Source organism: Desulfobacteraceae bacterium (assembly GCA_022340425.1).
Classification (GTDB): Bacteria; Desulfobacterota; Desulfobacteria; order Desulfobacterales; family JAABRJ01; genus JAABRJ01.
This window is the reverse complement of the sequence record JAJDNY010000014.1, coordinates 45202-65821: the sequence shown is the minus strand read 5'-3', so window position 1 is coordinate 65821 and position 20620 is coordinate 45202. Positions and strand designations below refer to the sequence as shown.

16 protein-coding genes are annotated in these 20620 nt (G+C 62.8%); 6 read left to right on the top strand and 10 right to left on the bottom strand.

Going from position 1 to position 20620, the window contains the following annotated elements; translation table 11 throughout:
• Positions 1–207: 207 nt before the first annotated feature.
• Positions 208–2595 carry an AAA family ATPase gene (locus tag LJE63_01295; protein ID MCG6905230.1) on the top strand — a complete coding sequence of 796 codons (2388 nt, stop codon included), beginning with the start codon at positions 208–210 and terminating at the stop codon, positions 2593–2595.
• A gap of 74 nt (positions 2596–2669) precedes the next feature.
• Here LJE63_01295 and LJE63_01290 read toward each other — a convergent pair whose 3' ends face one another.
• The 3 genes from LJE63_01290 to LJE63_01280 all read right to left on the bottom strand — a co-directional run bounded on the left by LJE63_01290 (position 2670) and on the right by LJE63_01280 (position 10642).
• Entirely contained in the window at positions 2670–3320 is a 651-nt protein-coding gene (locus tag LJE63_01290) for a response regulator transcription factor (protein MCG6905229.1), read from the bottom strand.
• 237 nt (positions 3321–3557) lie between these two features.
• Positions 3558–6386 carry a BamA/TamA family outer membrane protein gene (locus LJE63_01285; GenBank protein MCG6905228.1) on the bottom strand — a complete coding sequence of 943 codons (2829 nt, stop codon included), beginning with the start codon at positions 6384–6386 and terminating at the stop codon, positions 3558–3560.
• The gene (locus tag LJE63_01280; GenBank protein ID MCG6905227.1) at positions 6386–10642 is read right to left on the bottom strand and encodes a translocation/assembly module TamB domain-containing protein; all 4257 of its coding nucleotides are present in this window, start codon (positions 10640–10642) and stop codon (positions 6386–6388) included. Before LJE63_01280 ends, LJE63_01285 begins: the two co-directional genes overlap by 1 nt.
• A 284-nt stretch (positions 10643–10926) precedes the next feature.
• On the opposite strand from LJE63_01280, the gene LJE63_01275 reads away from it, so the two are divergent.
• From LJE63_01275 to LJE63_01265, 3 genes are read left to right on the top strand one after another with little or no spacing between them, the layout of a single operon-like run.
• Positions 10927–11469 carry a PaaI family thioesterase gene (locus LJE63_01275; protein ID MCG6905226.1) on the top strand — a complete coding sequence of 181 codons (543 nt, stop codon included), beginning with the start codon at positions 10927–10929 and terminating at the stop codon, positions 11467–11469.
• Positions 11470–12090, top strand: coding sequence for a hypothetical protein (locus tag LJE63_01270; protein MCG6905225.1), 621 nt, complete (start codon positions 11470–11472; stop codon positions 12088–12090).
• Between the two features lie 55 nt (positions 12091–12145).
• A complete protein-coding gene (locus tag LJE63_01265; protein ID MCG6905224.1) occupies positions 12146–12535 on the top strand; it encodes a phage holin family protein in 390 nt (129 codons plus the stop codon).
• Between the two features lie 269 nt (positions 12536–12804).
• Here LJE63_01265 and LJE63_01260 read toward each other — a convergent pair whose 3' ends face one another.
• Positions 12805–13521: a transglutaminase-like domain-containing protein gene (locus LJE63_01260; GenBank protein ID MCG6905223.1), complete on the bottom strand. Its 717-nt coding sequence runs from the start codon at positions 13519–13521 to the stop codon at positions 12805–12807.
• Positions 13522–13557: 36 nt separating this feature from the next.
• Positions 13558–15441, bottom strand: coding sequence for a GNAT family N-acetyltransferase (locus LJE63_01255; GenBank protein MCG6905222.1), 1884 nt, complete (start codon positions 15439–15441; stop codon positions 13558–13560).
• 265 nt (positions 15442–15706) lie between these two features.
• On the opposite strand from LJE63_01255, the gene LJE63_01250 reads away from it, so the two are divergent.
• Entirely contained in the window at positions 15707–16141 is a 435-nt protein-coding gene (locus tag LJE63_01250; protein ID MCG6905221.1) for a hypothetical protein, read from the top strand.
• A gap of 10 nt (positions 16142–16151) precedes the next feature.
• Here LJE63_01250 and LJE63_01245 read toward each other — a convergent pair whose 3' ends face one another.
• The 5 genes from LJE63_01245 to LJE63_01225 form a co-directional block, all read right to left on the bottom strand.
• Positions 16152–16607, bottom strand: a complete 456-nt coding sequence (locus LJE63_01245; GenBank protein MCG6905220.1) for a response regulator — start codon at positions 16605–16607, stop codon at positions 16152–16154.
• Positions 16608–16775: 168 nt separating this feature from the next.
• On the bottom strand, positions 16776–17357 hold the full coding sequence (locus tag LJE63_01240; GenBank protein MCG6905219.1) for a VOC family protein: 582 nt from the start codon (positions 17355–17357) through the stop codon (positions 16776–16778).
• A 31-nt stretch (positions 17358–17388) separates the two neighbouring features.
• Positions 17389–17604 carry a hypothetical protein gene (locus LJE63_01235; protein ID MCG6905218.1) on the bottom strand — a complete coding sequence of 72 codons (216 nt, stop codon included), beginning with the start codon at positions 17602–17604 and terminating at the stop codon, positions 17389–17391.
• The gene (locus LJE63_01230; protein ID MCG6905217.1) at positions 17604–18842 is read right to left on the bottom strand and encodes an AI-2E family transporter; all 1239 of its coding nucleotides are present in this window, start codon (positions 18840–18842) and stop codon (positions 17604–17606) included. Before LJE63_01230 ends, LJE63_01235 begins: the two co-directional genes overlap by 1 nt.
• A 398-nt stretch (positions 18843–19240) precedes the next feature.
• Positions 19241–19735 carry a GNAT family N-acetyltransferase gene (locus LJE63_01225; GenBank protein MCG6905216.1) on the bottom strand — a complete coding sequence of 165 codons (495 nt, stop codon included), beginning with the start codon at positions 19733–19735 and terminating at the stop codon, positions 19241–19243.
• 264 nt (positions 19736–19999) lie between these two features.
• On the opposite strand from LJE63_01225, the gene LJE63_01220 reads away from it, so the two are divergent.
• Positions 20000–20611 (top strand): cytidylate kinase-like family protein, encoded by a 612-nt coding sequence (locus LJE63_01220; protein ID MCG6905215.1) that lies wholly within the window; start codon positions 20000–20002, stop codon positions 20609–20611.
• The last annotated feature ends 9 nt before the right edge of the window (positions 20612–20620 follow it).

Here is a 20620-nt window from a genome sequence, read left to right as displayed (position 1 = left end):
ATTCAATAAGTTAATAGTACAAACTTAAAGTCTTTTAATGGGTTCTGGAGAGGGCGATACATAGGGCGCCGCTGATTTTTCTGCCCCGTTTTCCTTAATCGGTAACCGTATCCGAGCTGACGGCCGAGCCGATTTTTAACCGAATTGTCTTACGTCCCGCGAGGGGGTGATCACGGGCGTCAGGCCCTTTGACCAGGAGACAGCCGTATGACCGATCCCCGCGAACTGGCGGCAGCCGATCTGAGATGTGCCTGCGATGCGGACTTGTTCGATTTCAAGACCACGGCCGAACTGGAGCCCCTGGATGAGGTCATCGGCCAGAGGCGCGCCGTTCAGGCCATCGCATTCGGACTGGATATGGCCAGCCCGGGCTACAACATCTTTGTTACCGGCCGCGACGGCACCGGAAAGTCCACCATCACCCAGGATCTCGTTCGCCGTTTCGCGGCCAACCGTCCCACCCCCGACGACTGGCTGATGGTCAACAACTTCAAGGACGAGTATCGGCCGCGGCCTATCCGCATGCCGGCCGGTCAGGGGGCTTTTTTTGCCCGCAAGATCGGCCGGGTGGTCCAGGACCTCAAGGTCGCCCTTCCCAGTGCGCTGGAAAATGAATCCTATCTCGAACGCAGGGGTGTTCTTGAAAAAAACTATGCCGAGAAACGAGCCCGTCTACTGGACCAGCTGGAAAAACTAGCGGCCGCAGAGGGGCTTCAGATCAGCCGCACCCCTGCGGGGTTTATCCCGGTGCCCATCATTGACGGCAAACCCGCCACCCAGGAGAGCTTTCAGCAGTTGTCCGAGGAAAAGCGGGGTGAAATCGAGGGCAGCATTGCCGCCGTGCAAACCGAACTGGAGGCTGTCGGCAAGGAGATCGGGCGCCTAAAACAGACCCTTCAAAACGAGATTGAGAAACTGACCGCCGAGGTAACGCGTTTCGTAGTCAGCAACCGGTTGAGCATCCTCAAGGAAGAATACCGCGGCTTGACCGCAATCATCGGGTTTCTGGATGAGCTGCAGCAGGACATCGTCGAGAACGTCGCTCTCTTTGCCGGCGGGGCGGCAGGCGAGGAGGGCAGGGGCCCCCAGCCTGGGCCGCCAACCGATCTGGTCCGCTACGATGTCAATATTCTCGTGGACCGCAGCGACGCCCGCGGCGCACCGGTGATTTTCGAATCCAACCCCACCTACCAAAACCTTTTCGGCCGGATCGAGAAGCGCGCCCTGATGGGCACCCTGACGTCTGATTTCACCATGGTCAAGCCCGGCTCGCTGCTGTCGGCCGACGGTGGCACGCTGATCATGGAAATGGAGCAGGTGCTGCTCAACCCCCACGTCTGGGATGGCCTCAAGCGCGCCTTGCAGAACAAACAACTTCACATCGAAGACCTGGCCGCCGGCCCCTTGCTGGGTTCGGTGGGCCTCAGGCCGGCGCCCATCCCCATTGACGTCAAGGTGATTTTGCTCGGCGGCTACGAACTGTTTCAGGCCCTCCAGAACCAGGATTCCAAATTCAACCGGATTTTCAAGGTCAGGGCGGATTTCGACGACGAGGTCGAGCGCAGCCCCGCGACGATCCAACTCTATGCACGCTTCATCGCCCGCGTCTGCCGCGAGGAGCAGCTCTTGCCCTTCACGCCTTCCGGGGTGGCGGCCATCGTCGAGTACAGCCAGAAGTCGACGTCCAACAGAGGCAGGCTTTCGCTGCGGTTCGGCCAAGTGATCGGCGTGTTGAAGGAGGCGGATTATTGGGCGCGTCGCCAGGGGGTGGAGGCGGTCACGGACACCCAGGTGGTCAAAGCCTTCAGCGAGTACCGTTTTCGCTACAATCTCTACGAGGAAAAGATTCACGAGGCTTACGCCGACGGCAGCATTCTGATCGACGTGAGCGGCGCCGCGGTCGGGCAGGTCAACGGCCTGGCGGTTCACCAGATCGGCGAAATTTCCTTTGGCCGCCCGGCGCGCATCACCGCCGAAACCTATTTGGGCCCCCCCAACGTGATCAATATCGAACGCGAGGCCGACCTCAGCGGGCGGACCCACGACAAGGGGGTGTTGATCCTGACCGGCTACCTCGGCCGCACCTTCGCCCAGCGCTATCCGTTGAGCCTCACCATCAGCATCGCCTTTGAACAGAGTTACGCCGGGGTGGACGGCGACAGCGCCTCCTCGGCGGAACTTTTTGCTATTATTTCAAGTCTCTCGGGGGTGCCTTTGAAACAAGGGGTTGCGGTCACAGGGTCGGTCAACCAGAAGGGGCGCATCCAGTCCATCGGCGGGGTCAACCAGAAAATCGAAGGTTTTTTCGAGGTGTGCCAGTTCAAGGGATTCACCGGCGACCAGGGGGTGGTCATTCCCGCAGGCAACGTTCAGAACCTGATGCTCAAGCGCGCCGTCGTGGAGGCGGTGCGCGAGGGGCGCTTCCACATCTACCCGATCCAGACCGCCGCCGAGGGGATTGCGATTTTGACCGGCATGTCCGCAGGGGAGCCCAACCGCTTTGGCAACTACCCGGCCACCACGGTCTACGGCCGCGCGCAGAAAAAGCTCAAACAGTTTTTCGACCGCACCCAGAAGCAGCACAATGTGGCATGAAAAGAGGCACCGTAGGTTTCCTGGGTCCTGACGGCCCGAATGTAAATGGTCATTGTTTGACGGCGCGGCCCCTGTCATTCATCGGCGTACCCTTTCTCCATGGCGTATCGAACCAGGTCGGCATTTTTTCTCAGATCCAATTTGTTTTTGATGTTTTTCCGATGGCTGTGGACGGTGTGGATGCTGATGAAAAGAAGCGCGCCGATCTCTTTGCTGGTTTTGCCCTCGGCGATCAGCTGCAGGACCTGCTTTTCGCGGGCCGTCAGCGGCTCTTGGGGGGAGGGGGGGGCGCCGCCTTCAATGGGGATGAAATCCGCGGGCACGTCCTTCATGAAAAGCGGTGACAGATAGGTTTTTCCCCTGCGGATTTCGGCGATGGCCTGAATCAGCTCGCTGCCGGAATCCTCCTTGAGGATATAGCCTTTGGCGCCCGTGGCCAACGCCAGGTGCAGGTATTCCTTTTTCTTGTGCATGCTCAGAAACAAAATGGCCACCGCCGGATAGGTTCTGCGGATTTCCTGGGCCGCCTCGATGCCCCGCAAACCGGGCATCGACACGTCCAGGATGACCATATCGGGCGTCGTGTGGTGCATCAGCTTCAGGAGCATCAAACCGTCGGAGGCCTCTCCGACGATCTGCAGGCCTTTGGCCGCGTTGATGAGCTTGGCGATGCCCTCCCGCAGCATGGCATGGTCATCGGCCAGAATGATCCGGTAGGGCGCCATCTTTCCCCCCCTCGCGCTTCGCTCCCAAAGCAGGTGCGCCTCGCCGCCAGGGCACCCGGTCTTCGGCGTGTTTGGCGGACGCGGCATCGGACGCCTGATTGAGATTCTGACACGGACCGGTTTGTTTTTCAAGAATTCCAACGGCGGTCGCCCTTTTTTCGGCTCCGAGGGGCCAAAACCCCGGGCAGCCGCGCTATCGTCGCCCGCACGGCTGAAGGCGTCTCTGCGAGGCGTTTGTCAGAACGAGTAGCCGATGGCAAAATGAAACTGGCCGGAGCTTTCCCCCGGGCGCTGATCGAGTTTGTGGCCATACAGGAAGCCGATCGGGCCGATGGGGGTGATGTAGCGCAACCCCGCGCCGATACTGTCGCGCCAGCCGCCTTCGCCCACGGCGCCCTTGCTGTCGCTCAGCCGACCGATGTCATAGAAGAGGGTCAATTCAAAGTTCAGACCCAGGTCGATGCGCCCCTCAAGGCTGCCGGAAAGCGCTTCGCGCCCCCCAACGGCATCGCCGTTGGCGTCAAAAAGCAGCAGGTTCTCCTCAAAGCCGCGCACGTCGCGGATGCCGCCGAGGAAAAAGAGCTGGTCCTCGGGCACGTCGCGGCTGTCCCCGTAGGGTGCGATGTAGCCCAGGCGGGTTGTGCCGGCCAGGGTCAGGCGGGTCAACGGGCTCCAGAAACCGCGGCCTTCGAAGCGGTACTTGAGAAAGTCGTCTTCAGGCTTTTCAACCCCTTTGGAAATATCCACTGCGAGGTTCGCGAAAAGGCCCTTGCGGGGGCGGATGAAGGAATCCCGGCTGTCATACTGCAGTGAAGGGGTGGTGACGATCAGGGTGCGCCGGCCCAAAATAACGGAGGTGTCGGTAATTTCACCGTCACCGGTGGCGATTTGCTCCCGGCGCTCGAGCCGGGTGCCGACCCCGGTGCGCCAGTTTTCGAACCATTTGCGGTTTAAACCCAAAACGGCCCCGTAGGCGCGGGTCTCAAAGTTTTGATTGAACTCCTCGATGCGCTCGGTGTACAGGCCCAGGGCGGCGGCCGTGCCGGTGCCCCAGAGGTTGGGGTCTTGAAGTTCCAACTCAGCCCGGTAGCCGGTCTGATTGATCTGGCCGCCCAGGCTGAGCCGACGGTTCATGCCGAAAAGGTTATGGTCTCCCACCCGGGTGTCGGCGAACAAGCCGAAGTCGCTTTGGTAGCCCCCCCGCAATTCGAAAAAATAGGGCCTTTTTTCTTCCAGATCCGCAAAAAATTCGACCTCTTCCCATTTTTCGCGAAGCCCCACGGTGGTGAACTGGACCGAGTTGAAGACGTCCAAATTTCTCAGGTTGCGCTGGGCCGTGGTGGCCTGTTTCAGAGAAAACGGCGCGCCGGGCCGTAGTCCGGCCTCACGGTCGAGAATCTTTGGGCGGGTTCGCAGATTCCCGGCGTAATGGATTCGACCGTTCACCACTGCCGGCCCCGGGTCGACGGCGTAGCGCAGCTTGAGATCGGTGGCATCGGGGTCCGGGGTGGCGCTGCCGGCAACCGTCACGTGGGGAAACCCTTTTTCCGAAATCAGCGCGGCCAGTGTATTCTCGTCGCTTTGAAGCATGTAGCGCCGAAACGGCTCCCCCGGATGCAGGGCGATTACATCGCGGGCTTGGGCAACCAAGGGGGCGTCAATACCCGTGATTTCGACTTCGCTCACCCGCTGCAGGGGCCCTTGGACCACCTCCAGCGTGATGGCCACCGAGCGGCGTTCGGGGCTGAAGGTCAGCTGGGGTGAAACTGCGACCTGGCCAAAGCCCAGGCGCAGAAAGCGCTCCGTCAGCGTGGCAATGTCGTTTTCCAGGTTGGCGGGCACGAACGGCTTTTTCAGCCGGGTAGCCATCTGGCGACGAATCGCCTCCGCCGTCAGGGCTTGGCTGCCCTTTATGGTGATGTCGCCCACCAGCGTGCGGGGCCCCTCGAGGATCTGAAACACCAGGTGGACTTCCGACCGCCCCTCGCGGCTGCCGGTGGTCTGTTCGGTTTTGACCCGCACATCGGCGTATCCGGCCTGTTGGTAGCGCTGCCGGATGTTGCGGACGGTTTTGCGGACCCCGCGATTGTTGCGGTTTCCCTCCTCGAAGAGGACCAGGTCTTTTCTGAGTGTCCGATCCCCGAAGGCCTGGTTGCCGTCGAATTCCACCCGGTAGCGGGGTCCCTCGTCAACCTTCAGGAGAACATCCACCACGCCGCCGGCTGCGTCCCGGGTGAGCAGCGGGGTGATCCGGCAGTCGGCGAAGCCGCGGGCGCGGTAGCGGGCGGTCAGTCGCTTGACGTCGGCGGTCAGGTCTTTTTCGATGAAACGCGCCGCACTGCCCACGAGCAGGCTGGCCCGCCAGACGCGCATCTGAAGTTTCAACCGGTCTGCGGAAAAGGCGCGGTTGCCCTCGAAAGAAAGCTCCCCCAAACGCTGCCAGGCCCCTTTGTGGACCACAAAGCGGATCTCGTAGAGGCCGTCAGCCGGATCGAGGCTCGCTTCCGCCTCCACCCGCGGCGCCACAAACCCCTCCTCCCGGTAAAGCGCCTCGATCGTTGCCGCTTGGGCCGCCAGGCTGCCCTCGGGAAATGGGCCGCCGGCGCGGAGGCTCAGGCGGTTGCGGATGTCGCGCGCAAACAGGGGCGCGGCGTTTTGAATGTGGATGACCTTGATGCGCCGGAAGGGGGTCAGGGTGAAGGTCAGCACCGGTCCGGCCGGGGTTTCGACGGTGTCGGCGTGAATGTTTTCAAAACGGTTGCTGGCTGCCAGCGCCGCCAGGGTCTTCTCGAGTACGGCGGCGCTCAGGCGGTCCCCGGCTTTCAAACGCACCAGGCTGCGGCTGATGTCCTGCCAGTCCGTCCGGTCGCCGGGGTGCGTGCGGATGTCGAGCACCACATCGGCTATCGTCGCACCGGCCTCATCCGGGGGCCCGGCTGCCATCGGCGCAGAGGCCGCCAGCGAGCAGAGCGCCCAGAGCGCAAGCGATCCCAGCAGCCGCCAGGCGGGGGCGAGGGGACCGCGGGCGCGCGCCGGGCACGGTTTGATCGGTGCGGGCCGGGGCATCAGCGAAACTCCAGGCGGTATGACAGGGCGCCCCCGAAAACGCCCAGGTTGTCCTGAAAGGCCGTCAACAGGAAATATTCCAGCAGCCGGTATTCGGCCTCGGCGCGCTGAACGACCTCACCTCCCCGGGATTGGGTGGCATAGCGGACCATCAGACGGCGTGAGAGTTCCTTGCCCACGGTGACCTTGATGCTGGTCTCGGCATTCGCGCCGCTCTCGCCCTCGCTTTTGGCTTCGACTTCCAGCTGATCGAGGCCGGTGGTTTCCTTGACCTCCTCCACCAGCCTCCCGGCCACCAGCTGCGCCAGCAGCTGTTCGGGAGACGCGCTGGGGCCGCCTTCGCCGGAGACCAGCTCGCCGGTGGTTTTGCCCACCAGCAGCAGCGAGAGGATGTCCTGATCGGATTCCTGGGGATCGGAGGTCAGGGTGAACTGGAGGTTGTCGAGGGGACCGGAAACCGCCAGACGAATCCGCCAGGTGCGCACCTGGGTTTCGCCTTCCAGCGCCACCAGCGGTTCGATGCGGTAGGGGCTGACGAAATCCACAACCCCTTTTTCCACCGTGAAGCTCCGATGGTAGTAGGTGATCGTGCCGGAGGGCACCTGAATGCGGCCGTCCATCAGGGGCCGCTCCAGGGTGCCTCGAATCCTCAGGTCCGGGGTGACCTCCAGGGAGGCGAGGTTGTTGTCCACCACGAAGGGGCTGCGGTAGGTCACTGCAACGTCCAGCCCCAGGTTCTTCAGAAAAGGGTAGGGAAAGCGGTGCGTCGGGGCAGGGGCCGGGGCCGGGGCCGGCCGGCGCTCCAATCGTTGAAGGGGGTTGAGGTTGACGTCGCGGTAGTAGAGGCCCTCGATCAGGGTCAGGGTCCCGCGCAGGCTGGAATCCTCAGGGGTCCCGGAAAGCCGCAGGTCGCCGTTTAAGAGCAGGTCCAGGGTGTCGGGCACCGCCAGCGGCAGGGCCTTGGCGGTCAGTCGCAGGTCCGCCCGGCGGGGCGTGAAGGCGTCCAGATCGAACCCCCCGGCCAGCTCGAAACTTCCGCTGTCCAGCATCCCCTTGAGACCATCGATGCGCAGACTCGCGGGCGTCAACAGCAGCGTGCCGTTGAGGTTGTGGAGGCGGGTGGCGAGCCCCGGCAGGTCGCAGCCGATATCGCTGAGGACCGTCTCCAGACGGAGCTCCGGCGCCGCCGGGCTTCCGCCCAGGCGGCTTTGGACCCGCAGGCTCCCTTGGGGAGCGCCGAGATCCAGCGCCAGCGGCGTCAGGTCCTGGAGCGGCAGAAACCCGGACCCTTCAAAGTCCAGCGGGCCCCGGATGTCCGCCTGCCCCCAAAATTCCAGCCAGCCGTTCTCCAGCAGCCTCAACCGGTTGCGGGGAACCCGCACGCGGCCGTCGGCCATGGAAAAGAGCAGTTGTTCGGCGCTCACCAGCCGGATGCCCCGGTAGGCCAGGGAAAGATCCGAAATGTCCGCCGCCGCGGTGATCCCCGCGATCCGCCGGGGGTTGCCGCGAGCCGCCAGCGTGCCGCTGAGGCGGCCCGCGATATCGGGCCAGCCGGCGATGCGGGTATAGGGTGCAAGGGCCGTGTCCTGAAAGAATGCGTCCAGCTCAAACTGTTGGCTATTCAAATCGTAGCTGGCGGCCAGATCAAAGTTGAGACGGCCCGAGACCCGGGCCAGACCCTCTGCCAGCCCGAGTTTCAGACGCAGGTCCTGCACGGGGTTGCCCCCGATGCGAAGGTCGGTCACGGCCAGCTCTCCGTCCAGGCGGGGTGCCTTCAAGGTGCCGGCGCCATTGAGTTTGAGGGCTGCAAGGCCTTCGGTTGCGGGAAAATGCCGCTGCAGCAAGTCGATGTGCTTCAGGGCGATCCGGTCGCTGTCAATTTCCAGCGCATACGACCGGTCGTATCCAAGCCATCCCCGGGCAAACAGGTTTTGCCCCTCCGCGACGGCGGCCTCCAGCTGTTTCAGCTGGGCCCGCTCGCTTTCCAACAGGAGATCGACGTAAAGCTCCGGCAATTTCTGGTAGCCGCTGTCGATATCGGCACCCGTAAGGATCACGGTGCCCAGCGGGCGGCGCAGGCTGCCCTCTAACCGCGCCTCGAGCGAGAGGCGGCCGGTGAGCGGCGGGATAAAATCCTCCAACTGGAGGCGGTCTGCGGTGAGCGCCAACTGCAGCGGTGGATTCTCCCGCCAGCGGCCCGAGGCCACCTCCAGGAGGTCGATGCTGCCGCTGGCCGACGCGGCCGAGCGCCCGTTGCGGACCGCGAGGCGTTCGATTTGCAGGCGGCCCGCTTCAAACCGCAGCGCGGCGTCCAGGTCGCCCAGCCGGATGTTTTCAACAGCGACATCCGTGCCCGCCAGCGACAACGCGGCCCGCGGGTTTCCCAGGCGCCCGTCCAGACGTAGAGACCCCTGCAGGCGCCCGCTGGTGCCGGGGCGATCCCAAAAATCCTCGGGCGCCAAATTCTCGAAGGTCAGCGTCAGGTCCAGGGGCAGGTCGGGGGAGAAACCGCGTTCGGGGTCGAAAACGCCCGCCGTGCCGGCGCCCCGCAGGCGTGTTCCCCTGTTTTTCAGGGAGAGTTCGCGGATGGTCAGCATCCCGCTGGGGGCCAGCTCGGCCGCCAGCCCAAGCCGCCCTATTCGCAAGGGACTGAAGGCCAGCGCTTCGCCTTCGGCGCGGAAAGTGAACGCCGGCCGTTGGAGGGTGCCCGTTAACCGGCCGTCGATGTTGAGCGCCCCCCCGGCCCCCGTCCGACCGAAGGCCGCCAGCACGGGACCCAAATCCGGCGCCAGCAGGCTGAGATTGCCTGCAACGGCCCGGCTGTCCAAATCCAAGCTGCCGTCGCTTTGAAGCTGCACGTCATCCGCGGTCGCCGTCAGGCTGCTGAGGGTGATGCGGCTGCCTTCCAGGCGGGCGGCTGCCTCCAGGGAGAGATCGGCACCCGGCTGGGCCGTGTCGGGTGCCGCTTTAAGGTCCCGGACTTCGGCCTGCAGGCTTGCAGTCGCCGAAAGATCCTTGCCCACCAGGCCCCGCCCGCTCAAGGCGAGGGTGGCGTCGATACGGCCACCCGCCATTCCCGGCAAGGGGCAGACTTTTTCCAACTCGAGGCCCAGACTTTCCAGGGTCAGGTCGTAGATGACGGCCTCCAAAGCCCCGGGCGCGCGCCATTTGCCGCGGGGAAAGGCCTGCTGGAGATCCGCCTCGCCTTGAATCCTAAGGCTGCCCTCGCCGGCCGCGAGCGCAAGCTCTTGCAGGAAGATCCGCCGGTCTTGCAGCTTCGCCCCGAGGCGCACGGCATCCGCCCGGCACGAGGCCAAAAGAGCGTCTTTCCAGACCAGATTCAGATTCAGATCCGGGTCCTGCAGATCCCCCCGGGCGGTCAGGCGGCCGGCCAGGCGGCCGGCCAGAGATGGCACCGACGCCCAGCCCGCCAGCAATTCCGTCAGCAGGAGATCGAGGTCCAGGCGCAGATCCATCCGCGGGGCGGAAAACACGTTTTGCAGGCTTCCCTTCAGGGCCAGGCGCGAGGCGCCCGCGGCGGCTGTCAGTTGCAGGGGGGCCAGGGCGCCGTTTTCGAGGCTGGCCTCAAGCGTCAAGCGGTCCAGGCCGGTTTTCATGTCGGGCCTTTGGATGCGCAGGGCGCCGGCGGTCACGCTCAGGGCGGCGCTCTGGGTCGACCAGCGCCCTTCGGCGGTAAGGTTCAGGTCGGCGAGGGTGGCGCTCGATTTGTCCGCAGCGGAGGTGAACGAAACCCGGCCGCCGGTCAAACGAAGCAACCGGATTGCGATGTCCAGGGGCAGGTCGCCGCCGGTCTCGGCCTGGGAGGCGGCATCGTCGGTTTCCGTGGGCCGCAGGGCGTGCGCCAGGTTGAGGCGGCCGTCCCTGTCGACCTCCAGGTCCGCCCACGGGGCTTCCAGGTCGAAGCTGTTGATCTGCAGCGTGCCCTGCAGCAGCGCCGGCCAGGAGAGCACCAGCAGCAGGTGGCGCAAACCGGCCACAGGCGCTCCGGCGGGGTCGTGCAGCTGAAGCCCCGAGAGTTCCAGTCGGCCGCCGAGAAGGGAAATACGCAGGCGCTCCCAGCCCAGGCTGCCCCCAATGACCCGTTCAATGCGCGCCTGAAGCCAGCCCTGGCCGGCGCCGCTCTGCAGCCACAGCAGCCCGCCGGTGGCGATCAGGCCGATTCCCGCAGCCAGGATAGCGGCTGTCAACACCAACCGTCGCAGGACGCGGCGCCGTTTGGGAGAACTGGACTTCAACGTACGAAGGGCTCCTGGTGGGCACGCGCCTGACGGCGCGGATGGGGTGATCGGGGCGCTTGGCTTGCTTTGACGGCCATGATGGCGGCAATCTGTGCGATCTCTTTGCCGAAGTCAAGCGCAAAGGACCGCAAACGGCGTCTCAACAGGCCCCGGGCAACGAAAAGGCCGATCCCACCAGGCCGGTATTGCAAGCAGATCGGTCGTAGGACTTGCCCATCCCTGAAATTTTTATTAGTAGAGGAAACATGGAGACGAAAACCACCGCCCCGAAAGAAAAGCCCATGGACAACATACCTTCCGGCATGAAACCCGTCCCCAATCGCAGCGACCACCTGTGCTTTGGCTGCGGGCCGCGCAACCCCTACGGCCTGAAAATGAAGTTTTACTCCGACAAAAAGGTGGTGGTTTCCTGGGTGACGGTTCCCGAGCACCTCTGCGGCTGGGACAACCTGGTTCACGGCGGGGTGATCACCACCATTCTCGACGAGATCATGAGCTGGTCGGCCATCTACCTCCTCAAACGCTTCATCCTGACCAAGTCGATCCGCGTCGATTTTCTCAAGCCGCTTTGCGTCGGCCAGCGGCTCAGGGCCGAAGGGTCGGTCCAGAGCGTCGCCGACGGCCGGGAGGCCAGCGTGGCAGGGGTTATTTGTGACCCCGAGGGTCGCCCCTGCGCCCGCTCCCAGGGCACCTTCGCCATCATGGCCCCGCGTGTCGCCGGTCGTCTGGGGATCATGGACCAGCGCAGGCTCCAGGAGTTTGCGGGGCTTCTGGGAATCGTCGATGGGCAGGCCCCAGCGGCCGAAAACCGAAGAGGCCGCTAAATGTTTGTCCTGGGGGTATTCTGGGCCGCCGCGGACGCCCCCAACGCCCTGGTCCTGTTGGAGCAGACCTATAAAAACCTGCGCCGGCACTACCGCATCGAAACGATTGTCGAGATCTTGCCGGAACTGCAGCTCGAGGCGCTGGCCGCGCGGGTGCGCGAAATTTTCGAGAACCGCCGCTACACCTTTATCAAACGGGTTTTCAGCCAGGACCGCCGCCCGGCCAAACACGTCCAGGTGTTGCCCCGAATTGTGCTGGCGCCCGCAGCCGACGCCACCGCGGCCGCCGATTACCTGCGGGCCCGAAACCTGCCGGTGACCTGTGTGATCTGTCGTGAAGTGGCGCACTGGCAAAAGCTGGACTACCACCGGATCTGCCTGGGGCACAACTACCTGGTGAGCCCCGGCGCGCTGGCCGACTGCCTGGCGGCCGTGGCGGCCGAGAACCGATTGCACGTGCCGGTGGGGGAGTGGGAAACGGCTGCCGCGATCGCATCGCTGCAGGCGGCGGTCCCCCGCGGCAGTGGTTGGCCGCCCAAGGGGACCGCCCTGGCTCTAGCCGCCGCGGTATGGGTCGCTGAAACGCTCAAGAGTGTGAAACGCTACGGTCAGGCGGGGTGATCCCACCCCACGGCAGGCATGCCCGGGGCGCCATCCCGTCTGGAGGGGATCGATCATGATCGGTGTACTGGTGCGATGGCTGGTTCTGACGGCGGCCATTTTGCTGACCGCTTATCTGCTGGACGGCATTCACGTCACGGGCTTTTTCTCGGCCTTTTTCGCTGCGGCGATCCTGGGTGTTCTCAATATCTTCTTGCGGCCCTTTCTGTTTCTGCTGACGCTTCCCATCAACGTGGTCACTTTCGGGCTTTTCACCTTTGTCATCAACGCGATCTTACTGATGATGGCCTCCGGGGTGATCGGCGGCTTTGCGGTGGCCGGCTTCTGGGCCGCCCTCCTGGGGAGCCTTCTGATCAGCATCATCAGCTGGATTCTCAATACCTTCATCAACGAGCATGGGCGATTCGACGGCCACCCGCCGCATCGCGGCCGGCCCTTGATGTGATCCCGCCTTCCGATCGCGGCGGACGGCCAGCAGACCAGCCCGGATCTGGAAGCCAAACCCCACCAGAAGTGCTGCGCTGATCAGAATGATCAAATTGGCTGAAAAAAAGGTCATCAGGAAGTGCAGGGGGTTTTCAAGATCGTAGGCTGCGATCAGCAGCCCAATCCCGAAGACCAGAAACCCGCAGGCCATCAGCATCAGCGCAATTTTTTGGGTCCATCCCCCCGAGAGCATCTACCCCTTTCCGGCCGCGCGCAGCCCGGCCCGGTTTAGCCGTGACTGTTTTGGGGACCTCGCCAGACCGTCTCGCGGCTGAAGTCCTGGGCCGAGCGCCCGCCTGCGGCCTCGATGGCCGCGATCCAACTCTCCACCCGCTGTTCGCCGTACGCCGCTCGCCAGGCCGCCAAAATGGCCTCCAGCGGGATGTCGGCCTGGGGCGCGTGGTAGCGCACATAGGTCATGTACTGGGCCGCCTCCAGGTTGAAAGGCTGAAAGACGGCATCCGTGCGGCCGTCGAACTCCAGCGGCGCCACGCGGTGCTTGCGGCAGAGTTCCTTGTTGAAAGTGGGGGTGGCCTTGATCCACCTGCCGCCCAGGTAAAATTCGGTGAAGCCGTGGTAGACGAACAGGTCGCCGCCCATGCGCGCGATCAACTCACGGGTGGCGAGATGGTTCCGAACATCGGCAAAACCCAAGCGCGAGGGGATTCCGCAGGCCCGCCCCAGGGCGCACAGCAGACCGGCTTTGCTGATGCAGAAGCCGCGGCGGCTTTTGAGCACACTGCTGGCGCGATAGTGTTCGGCGCGGTAAAAGGCAACGTAGGGATCGTACCAGATGTCGTCCCGGACGGCGTAGAAAAGCCTTACCGCCGCCACGGCGGCATCGTCTCGCGCATCTCCTACGGCCGCCAGGGCGTAGCGACGCACCTCGGGGTGACCGCTGTCAAGGATGGCCGTCGGTTGCAGGTATTCGGGTGCCATCGGCATGCTGAAATTCCTCCCGGAGGGCAGGGCCTGCCGGCATCAGGCCTTCTTGGGGCTGTCGAACCGGCTGGTGAGAACCAGGAAGCCTTCCTCGAAGGTGCTTTTGACCGCGTAGGGCAGGCTGTGAAAGAGGTTGATCATCTTTTTGTTCTCCGGCGCGGTGTAGGCCACGAACCCGGAAATGCCGTTTTCCCGCGCCGCTTCGGCCAACTTCTTGATAATCAGCCGGCCGATCCCCTTGCCCTGGTAGGCGCGCTGGACCGTAAAGGCCACCTCGGTCATGTTGCTGGAGGGGTCCAGCAGGTATTCCCCCACCCCGATAATCCGCCCGAAGCCGAACTCTCCCACCAGCGCCACGACGCTCAGGTTTTTGACGTAGTCGATCTCGAAAATTTTTTCCATTTCGCTGCGGCCGAAACGCTTCTTGAGATGAAAAAAACGCGAGATGATATCCTCTTCCGCCAGGTTGTAGAAATGTTCCTGGAGCCTTCTTTCGTCCACCCGTTTGACCGGCCGGATGGTGACGATTTCCCCGCCGACTTCGATTTTTTCCTCCAGCTGGACCGGGTAAATGCCCTGCAGGGTTTCCCGCAGGGTGCGCTCCGGCCCGAGCAGACCCTGCCTTTGGGCCTCCCGGAAAAGTGCCTCACGATCATCCGGATGGGCGATGCTGATCATCGCCATGGCCCTTTCCTGCAGGCTTTTACCGAAGAGGTTGACCGCGCCATACTCAGTGACGACGTGATGCACGTCGCCGCGGGGCACCACCACGGCCATATCCTGCAACTGAGGGACGATGCGGCTCTGGTGGGTGGCGAAGTGCCGCGACGGCATCATCAGGATGGATTTGCCGCCCTTGGAGGCCACCGCGCCGCGCATGAAATCGACCATGCCGGTGACCCCCGAAAAGTGGTTGTAGGGCAGGGCGTCCGCCGCCACCTGGCCGGTCAGGTCGATGGCCATGGCCATATTGATCGAAACCATGCGGTTGTGGCGGGCGATGATGCCGGGATTGTTGACGTAATCCGAGGGGTAGAAATTGATGGACGGGTTGTCGTCGAGGAACTCGTAGAAATTGGTGGTCCCCACCGCGCTGCTGGCCACGATCTGCCCGTCGTTGAAGCCCTTGCGGCGGTTGGTGATGATGCCTTTGGAAACCAGGGTCATCATGCCGTCGGTGAGATACTGGGAGTGGATTCCCAGGTCGTTTTTTTCGGAAAGCGCCATCAGCGTCGCGTGGGGGGTGGCGCCCAAACAAATGTCGATGGTGGAGCCGTCCTCGATCAGGCTGGCCACCAGCCGACCGATTTGGCCGGCGGTGTCCAGTTCGGGGAGCTCACCGATGGTGAGCAGTTCCTCCTCGTGCTCGACCACCACGTCAACGTCGTTGACGTGGATGAAGCTTTGACCGAGAACCCGCGGCATGCGGGGGTTGACCTGGGCGATCACCCAATCGGCGGACTGGGCTGCCGCCAGGGTGATATCCACGGCCACGCCCAGGCTCATCCAGCCGAAATCGTCGGGGGGGGATACCTGAATCAGGGCCGTGTGGATGGGCAGGCCCCGGCTCTTGAAAAGCCGCGGGATGGCCGAAAGGTTCAGCGGCGTGATGAAGCGGCGTCTTTCGCTGATATTGGCTGCCGCCGCTGAGCCCAGGTAAAAGGAGCGGATGTTGAGGTTGCGCCCGCTGGAATCGTCCGCAATGATGGAAAGCGGCACGGTTTCCAGGGTGAGGAGCCGCATGATTTCAATATCCAGGAAAAAGTTCGAGGCTTCCGCCAGGGCCTTGACCAAATGCTGGGGTTCACCGCAGGAGGAACCGATAAAGACCCGCGTTCCCGGCCGGATCCGGCCGATGGCCTCCTTGGCCGACAATTTTTTTTCAACATAGGCGTCCGCCCAATAGAGCGATCTTCTGGCCATGAGCCCCCCTCTGGGTCAAAACTGTGGTGATAGGCGAGGCGCTGCGGTAACCGATTCCGGCCCCGCCGCCGCCCCCCGTCGGCGCAGGATTTTCAAACCATACCACAAGCCGCGGCAGAGGGTAAACCACGATGAAGGGGCGGCAGCCCTCGGGAGCGCCTGTTGACGGCGCTCTGGCAGGCCGTTATAGTTTCTACAGCGGGTTGCAACAGGGAACGTTCAATCGGAAAGGTGTATAGCGGAGGAACCGGCAGCCATGCGGGAGATGCGATCATCAGCCTGGCTTCAACTCGTCGCCTTTACGGTCGCCGGGATCCTGGCCTTTGCGGGCCTCTACGGGCTGGCGACGCTTTTGGGGGTTTCTGAACCAAACCCCCGTCAGATGTCGCAGCGGCTTTTTCGAAACAATACCGACGTCTCCCCGCCGCGATCCCCCGCAGCTGGGCAGTTGGAGGTCTGGGTGCTGCACCGGGACCGTCCGGTTACCATCGGCCGCAGCCGCGTGACCTTCCGGGGTCTGGATGAGGGGGGCAATCTGCGCATCGACGCCGTGCTGCCCGAACTCGATCCCCAAAGGGTGTATGCCCACAGCATCCCCCGGGAGCAGGCCCGGAAAGGTTTTCGGATCGCCAATGAGGGCTACCGGCTGAAGAAAATCGGGCGCTCCGCCGTGGTGCTCTACCGCGCGGCCCCGCCATGAGAGGCCGCGGCTACTGGATAATTTTGACGCACTCCTGCGAATAGCACTCGTCTTCCAGCAGTTTTTTGGCGAATCGCAGATATTTTGAGGTGATGGCGCGCACCGCCAGTTGAAGGGCAAAGGGGCGGACCGGCTTTTCCAGCAGATGGTTGACGTTTGAAGCGACGCACATGTCGACCACATCGTCGCTGGCGTGGCCGGTGATCATGATGGTGTCTTCGTGGGCGGTGGCAAACCGCGTGGAGATGGTGTCGAGAAACTGGAAACCGGTTTTTTCGCCGAGGTAGACATCCACCACCAGGATGGCGATCCCGATGTCCCGGTTGATGCAGTAAATGGCCGCCTCATTGACATCCGTGAAAACGAAGACATTGCCCCACTTGTAAAAACGGTTGATGATATCCGCCAGCACTTCACAGACATCCGGATCATCATCGACGATAATCACGTCCAAACCGTCCTTCATGCCACCCCCTTCTTCGAACCGATTCCGGTTTGACCGCAGCGCGCTGCGTAAATATGGCGAAGACGAGTTTTCATATCAAATCGGCGCGCAAAAGAAAACAGCTATGTCCCCCGTCCCGCCAACTCGTGAAAAGGTGGAACTGCGCCCCCAGCAGGCCACTCTAAACGCTCATCCCCCGTTGCGGTGCCGCTGCAGGTCCGCGATCAGTGCGTCGATTTCCGCCGGGTCGAGTTCCAGTGCGACGCTGCCGCCGCCGGGATGGGCCACCTCCAGGCGGCAGCCGGTGGCGGTGAGGGTCAGAGACCACCGTTTCCCCCGGGGGAGTTTGGCCTCGGGCCCGAGAAAAGCATCGGGTTCAAACGCCGCCACCTGGATCAGCACCCCGAAAGCATCCCGTGGGTGGATAAAGAGCTCCTGCCAGTCGGGGTCTTCATCGCTGAATCCGAAATAGGGCACGCCGCAGCGGTCCAGGTGGGCCCGCGCGGCATGGATGTCGTCGGTCTGCAGGGTGATGTGGTGAAGGCCGCCTGCGCGCGTCCGCAAAAATTCTTTCAGAAAACTTTCGGCCCCCAGCGGGGCGAGGATTTCCAGGCGGGAGAGATCCCCCAGAGAAAACACCCGCCAGCTGAAGCCCAGGCGTTGGTCGGGTGCGCCGGCGCCCGGGAGGACGCCGAACACTCGTTCAAAAAACGCTTTGGCCGCGGCATAGTCCCGAACGGCCAGGGCAACGTGGTCGATTCGCAGCTGCATCTCACAACTCCTCGATTTTCCGGCGCGCCCTTCACCTGCGGCAGCACTCGGGCAGGGGCTTGATAAAGTCGTTTTCGTCGATCAGATCCGCATAGCGGCGGCAGTCCGGCACGTGATCGACAATGTAGTCGATCAACACGTTGTCGATCAAGTCGACGGGGTCGCTGCCCTGCTGGGCGGCAATGGCTTCAAATGCCTGCCAGATGCCGCGTCTGAGGTTGACCGTGACACACGCCTGAGAGTCCATTACACCTCCTTTGACCGGGTGGCGGGCACATCCCGGTTCCCGGCCGCTTCGGTTGCCAGCATGGCCTCCCGCCGCTCCACCGGCAGCCAGTAGAATTCCAGGATCAAGACCCGCACAACGCTGGCCAGGGGGACGGCCGCAATCATCCCCCCGATGCCAAACTGCGCACCGAGTATCAGGGCGAACAACACCACCAGGGGATGCAGGCCGGCGCCCTTGCCGACGATCCGCGGTTGCAGGACAAAGCCTTCGATGGCCTGGATCAGGGAGAAGAGCGCCAGCAGCAACGCCAAGGTCAACAGTTTGGTGCTCCAGTCGACGCCCATGGTCAGCAGCAGGATCAGCACGGCCGGAGTCAACCCGATGATGGGTCCGAGATAGGGGATGAAGCCCCCGATGGCCGCGGCGGTGCCGATCAGGAGGCAGTAGTTGCGCAGGGCCGGAAACCCCATCAGGCTTATCCCGAAAAGACCTGCGGCGAACATGGAACCCACCAGGGCCGAGACGGTCAGCTGACCCCGCAAAAACCCCCCCATGGCCAGGTCGATCTTTTGAAGGACCTCGAAAAAACGCTCCCGGCGGTGGGGTGGGACCATTTTGCGGATCAGCGGGCCGATCTTTTCCCAATCCACGATCAGATAAAAGTTGATGATGCCCACGAAAATCACGAAAGAGAAGAATCCGACCACCGAGCCGATTCCGCTGAAAAGCCCCCGGGTGGCCTGGCCGACGGTTTCAAAGCCCTCAGTGGCCATCGTTTTGAGCCCCGGCAGCAACAGACCCGCAAGTTTTTCAAAGCTGATTTCAAGGGAGAGAATATAGTTTTGGATCGATCGCACCAGCACATCATCGACCTGGAAGGGCGCCCGCTGGGAGAGCCTCTTGAGCAGATCCGGCAGGGTCGTTTTCAAGAGCTTGAACAGGGCGATCAGTTCTGTGGCAACCGCCGGGATCAGGATTCCCAGCAGCAGACCCGCGGCTGAGGCCACCAGCAGAAAAAGGACCAGCGTCCCCATGATTCTGCCCAGGCCCAGGCGTTTCTGGAGGGCAACCACCGCCGGCGCCAGGATATAGGCCATGAGCAGGCCGGCCAGAAACGGCGCCAGCACCTCGGCGGCCACCGCCAAAACAGTCTTGAGAAGGCTGAAAGTGTAGAAACCGAAAGCGATCACCGCCATGACGGCAAGGGCGTAAAGCAGGCGGCGCAACAACGGATCGGATAAGTGAAAAGAGGCCATGGTGGAGGGGCTGTCCTTGGTGGTTGATCAAAACGGTGCGGACCGGGAGTGCGGGTGGGGCGAACCCCGAATCCGGACAACCGCTTGGGCCAGTGCTTTTCATAGCATGCCAGGCGACCGGCGCCAACCTTTTAGAACAACAGCCAAAAAGCTCAATCGGGGCTGCGGTTGAATTTATCTCTCGTGGTTGGGATGGGCAGGGGCGTCGGACGGCAGGCCCTTTTTCTTGCGGGCCGCGTCGCAGCGGCAGACCCGACAACGGTCCTCAGAGCATTCCTGACAGGCGAAGCAGTCCGGGCAGGGATGCTTTTGGCGGGGAGCGGCAGAAGGCTTGGGGACATAGACTTTTCCCGGCAGTCCCGGCAGTTTGATAAAGGGCATAAAAGAATCCTCGCGTTTCAAGCCGGATGATTCTTAGGGCCCGGTGTCAGCGGCTCGGGGTAAATCCCCGGGGTTGAGCCGTTGATGGGGACCGCGCCCACCCAGCGGGCGAAAAAGGCCTGGGGCCCGGCGCCCCCGATAATGGCATAGGCGTAGCCGTCGGCGGCCATGGCGTGCAGACAGCTCAGGAGCAGGCCGCCGCCGATCCGGCGGCCGCGCCAGGCGGGGGCCACCCCGATGGGACCGAAAAAATTGCGGCAGGTGCAGTCGTAACAGGCGGCGCCCAGGATACGGCCCTTGCAGGAGGCGATAAAACACGCCACCGGCAGCCGACTGAATGCCGTCTCGCACTCGCCGGCCCAGCCGGCGCCAAAGAGGTTTGCGAACCAAACGGTTACAAGGTGTTTCTCGCAAGCCAGCGGCCTGCGCAGCGCCATCCCATCTTCCGACAGTTCAGCCGCAACGGGCGCCAGCGGGGGCAGGTCATAGAGTTTGACCAGCATGTCGGTCATCCGGGTGTGGTCCTCCTCTCAGGTCGCGTCTGGCAATCGGGAACGATTTGACTCCCCCTTTTTCCCCTCAGCGGACAGCACTCTCAAAGACAGTTACCATTCCGATAGAGGTGCCAAAATACCCTCATCATAATCACGAACAATACGAATTAAAGGCACGGCAGACTGTGGTCGGGTCTTTACTCCGCATTCCGGCTTGACCTGGCCGGGCCTTTTTGACTATGATCGTCAAAAACGATCTTCTTGCCGTGAAAGGAGTACAAAATGGCGGTCATCACCATCTCTCGGCAGTTTGGTGCCGGCGGTATCACCTTGGGCCAACGACTGGCCAAAAAGCTGGGTTACGACTTCATTTACGAGGAGATCATCGAAAAGGTGGCCGAAAAGGCTGCGGTTTCCAAGGATTGGGTCAATTCCCTGGTCAAGGACGGCGGCGGCAGCCTGTCCAATTTCATGGCCGGATTCGTGCCGTCGAAGCTGATCGACCATATTTTCGACACCCAACGGCAGTACATGGATGAAAAGGCCTACATCAAGCTCCTCTACCAGATCGTCCCTCAGATTGCCCAGCGCGACAACCTGGTGATCGTCGGCCGGGGCGGCCAATTCATTCTCAAGGATTATCCCGACACGCACCATGTGCTGCTGATCGCCGACCTGGCCTACCGGATCGACTTCATGAAGCGCCGCTACCAGCTCTCCGAGGAAGCCGCCCGGAAAGCGGTCACCAAGGAGGACCTCCGTCGCCGCAAGCTCTTGCGGCTCTTTAACGCGGTGGATTACAATCGCCCCGAGCACTACGATCTGGTGCTGAACATGAGTAAAATCGACATGGACCTCGCCGAGGCCCTGGTCTGCGATCTGCTGGTGCCCTGAAGGTTCCCG